Raw genomic sequence first — 2,724 nt, 5'->3', positions numbered from 1 at the left:
CCCGGGGCCTGCCTAGATCAACCTGATCAGTGGCCGCCGCGCAGCGAGAAGGACTGCGAGCAGTTCAGCGACTCGCGCTCGCTGTTGTCCTGGTTGGCCAGGCCGAGCAGGGCGCCGACGTTGACGTTGACGTCGTCGACGTTGACCAGACCCTGAGTGCTGTCGTTCTGCTCACAGGACTGAGCCTGCTCGTTCTCGAGCTTGAACTTCCCGTCCCCGCCCGCAGCGTGACCAACGCCAGCGCCGAGGAAGCTGACGCTGCCGAGCATGGCCACGACGACCGCGGCCTTCTGGTACTTGCGCATTACTTCTCCGATTTCTCGAGTCGACACAGACCGTGATGGTCCGGTCACTGACAGTCGCTAAGATAAGCGGCGTTTGGGACTTTTGCCACACGAAACGCCTCGTGGCGTGGGTTTCTTGTGAAAGTGCACGTCACAGCGCTGCGGTGGTTCCACCGAGTGGTCCATTCCTGGGCCGCCACGCCGACCCAACTCCCGTTCGGGCAGCCGCTGCTCACGACGAGCGGGACCTGCCCCGCCGCAGGAGCGGAGAGCGGTCCCGGCCAGTAGACAGGGCAACGGCCGGGGACTATGCAGACGGCCGCCAAGGAGCACCCATTTGGCGGAGCCCCTGTTCAAGATGGGTGATCCGTAGAAGATTTCTCGTGACTGCTCCGGGGCCGCCGCGTTGAACGGGCAGTGCGGCAGCGCGTACTGCTGCCGCACTTACCTAGTCAGTAAGGGAGAACGTGATGTCTCGCATCGCGAAGGTTGGCGCTGTTGCTCTCGGCACGAGCGCCGTGGTGCTCAGTGGGGCCGGTCTCGCCGCGGCGGACGCCGGCGCCAAGGGCGCGGCCATCGGCTCGCCCGGCTTCCTGTCCGGCAATGTGGTTCAGGTGCCGGTCCACGTTCCGGTCAACGTGTGCGGCAACACCGTGAACATCCTCGGCGCCCTCAACCCGGCCGTCGGCAACGAGTGCAAGAACAACGACGGCCACAAGAAGGACGACAAGAAGCACGGCAAGAAGCACGGCCACCGCCACTGACGTCTGCCGCCTGACCCGAGAGCCCCGGCCCCCCGAATGCCGGGGCTCTCCCCATGTATCCGTGCGGAACGCGAACCCGTGCGGAACGCGAACCCGTGCGGAACGCGAACCCGTGCGGAACGCGAACCCGTGCGGAACATGAACCCGTACGGACACGAACCCGTACGGAACCCACGTCCCCTCACGCGTAGCGGTAGATCCGGCCGACGTCCTCCAGTTGCTGCGGCGTCACGTCCCACGGCGGCAGCCTCTGGCGCCGTGCCACGATCCGGCCGTGCTGCCGGTCGCCCTGGCGCGGCGGCGTCGCCGGGAGGTAGCGGGCACCACGGTGCCGGCGTTGCCAGCGATACCACTGCAGGTCGATGAAGGCGTGGTGCAGCCAGAACACGGGGTCGTTGACGGAGGCGCCGCCGCGCATGTCCCCGCCGACCCAGCCGTGCACCCGGTTGTGGTTGCGCCAGGACGTGTTGTCCCGGCCGGTGCCCCAGCCCTCCAGCTTGTTGCGGAAGCCCCGCGTGACCGTCGAGTCCCAGGGCGCCACGTCGTAGACGGGGTCCTTCAGCGCCCAGGCCAGTTCGCTCTTCGTGGGCAGGTCCACCGGTCGGCGGGGGCGTCCGAGCTCCCGGGTGAGGAACTCCCTGTCGGTCACGTTCACCTTGATGGTCCAGTTGCCCTGCCGGTAGGCGAACGGACCGGTCATCACCTGGTGGTCGGAACGGCGCCCGTCGCCCCCGAGAAGGCGGTCCGTCCAGGGCGCGGAGGTGGTCGCGCGGTCACGCGTCCAGTCCCAGTACGGCACCGTCACCGAGGAGTCCACCCGGCGCAGCGCGCGCTCCAGGTCGAGCAGGAACCGGCGGTGCCAGGGCAGGAAGGACGGCGCCATGTGTGCGGCGCGCAGTCCGTGCTCGCCGTCCGCGGAGAAGTACTCGATGTGCATGCGGACGAACTCGTCGTACTCGCCCCGCCGTTTGACCTCCAGCAGCGCCTTGACGAACCGGCGCTGCTCGGCCCTGGTCAGCGTGGCGGCGTCCCTACGTACGTACGCCACGCCGGTCCTCCGTGTGCACGTGCCCCGCGCTTCCCGGTCCCGGAGCGCGCAGCCGCAGACCGGGGCCGAGTGCGTCGACGGCGGCGCGGGCGGCCTCGAGCGGTGTCCGGTGGGAGCAGTAGTGGTCGACCATGCTCAGCCAGGTGCCGTCGGCCCGGCGCATCAGCTGGAGCGGGCGGCCGTCCACGGTGACGTGCCAGCGGCCCTGCCCGGCGGAGCCGTGCGGCGGGGTCCACGTCACGCCGATGCGACGGCCACGGTAGGTCTCGGCGAAGGCGGTGTCCTTCCGGACGTCTTCGGGGCCGGGGCGCTGCGGCCAGAAGGCCGCGGCCACCGGGGCCGCCAGGGCCGCGGCGAGGGCCCAGACGCGCAGGCCGCGCGTCACCTCCCGCCGTGTGCTGCCCGCCGGCAGGGGGTCTGCCGGGGCCGGCGCCCCGTCCCCCGCCGGTCCTTGGCCGATGCTGACGGTCATGGCCCACTCCTCGTCCGGTTCCGGTGTCGTAGCCGTAACCGCCGGACGTCCCGCGCGGTCACCGCCGCGCGGCCAGACAAGTGATCACCGGTGTCCGTCCCGGCGGGGAGGGGGCCGCGTCAGTGGCCGGACACATGCGGAGGGCCGGTCCTCGGA

Annotated in this window: 4 protein-coding genes; 1 reads left to right on the top strand and 3 read right to left on the bottom strand. The window is 70.2% G+C overall.

The window, feature by feature from the left end; all coding sequences use genetic code 11:
- Positions 1-26: 26 nt before the first annotated feature.
- Positions 27-305 (bottom strand): hypothetical protein, encoded by a 279-nt coding sequence (locus ACFTZL_RS43775; protein ID WP_215121297.1) that lies wholly within the window; start codon positions 303-305, stop codon positions 27-29.
- 449 nt (positions 306-754) lie between these two features.
- Here ACFTZL_RS43775 and ACFTZL_RS43770 point away from each other — a divergent pair, with 449 nt between their 5' ends.
- Positions 755-1,048 (top strand): chaplin family protein, encoded by a 294-nt coding sequence (locus ACFTZL_RS43770; protein WP_382595878.1) that lies wholly within the window; start codon positions 755-757, stop codon positions 1,046-1,048.
- 181 nt (positions 1,049-1,229) lie between these two features.
- On the opposite strand, the gene ACFTZL_RS43765 is transcribed toward ACFTZL_RS43770, so the two are convergent.
- Positions 1,230-2,096: a tyrosinase family protein gene (locus ACFTZL_RS43765; RefSeq protein WP_382595875.1), complete on the bottom strand. Its 867-nt coding sequence runs from the start codon at positions 2,094-2,096 to the stop codon at positions 1,230-1,232.
- Positions 2,080-2,568: a tyrosinase family oxidase copper chaperone gene (locus ACFTZL_RS43760; RefSeq protein WP_382595872.1), complete on the bottom strand. Its 489-nt coding sequence runs from the start codon at positions 2,566-2,568 to the stop codon at positions 2,080-2,082. The genes ACFTZL_RS43765 and ACFTZL_RS43760 overlap by 17 nt, the downstream gene beginning before the upstream one ends.
- Between the last annotated feature and the right edge of the window lie 156 nt (positions 2,569-2,724).

Origin of the sequence: Streptomyces sp. NPDC056948, from assembly GCF_042674225.1 — a bacterium.
Classification (GTDB): domain Bacteria; phylum Actinomycetota; class Actinomycetes; order Streptomycetales; family Streptomycetaceae; genus Streptomyces; species Streptomyces purpurascens.
This window is presented reverse-complemented; position numbering and strand designations above follow the sequence as displayed.

Coding starts and splice junctions, on each gene's coding strand:
- ACFTZL_RS43770 (WP_382595878.1), top strand. CDS start 755: ATGTCTCGCATCGCGAAGGTTGGCGCTGTTGCTCTCGGCACGAGCGCC.
- ACFTZL_RS43775 (WP_215121297.1), bottom strand. CDS start 305: ATGCGCAAGTACCAGAAGGCCGCGGTCGTCGTGGCCATGCTCGGCAGC.
- ACFTZL_RS43760 (WP_382595872.1), bottom strand. CDS start 2,568: ATGACCGTCAGCATCGGCCAAGGACCGGCGGGGGACGGGGCGCCGGCC.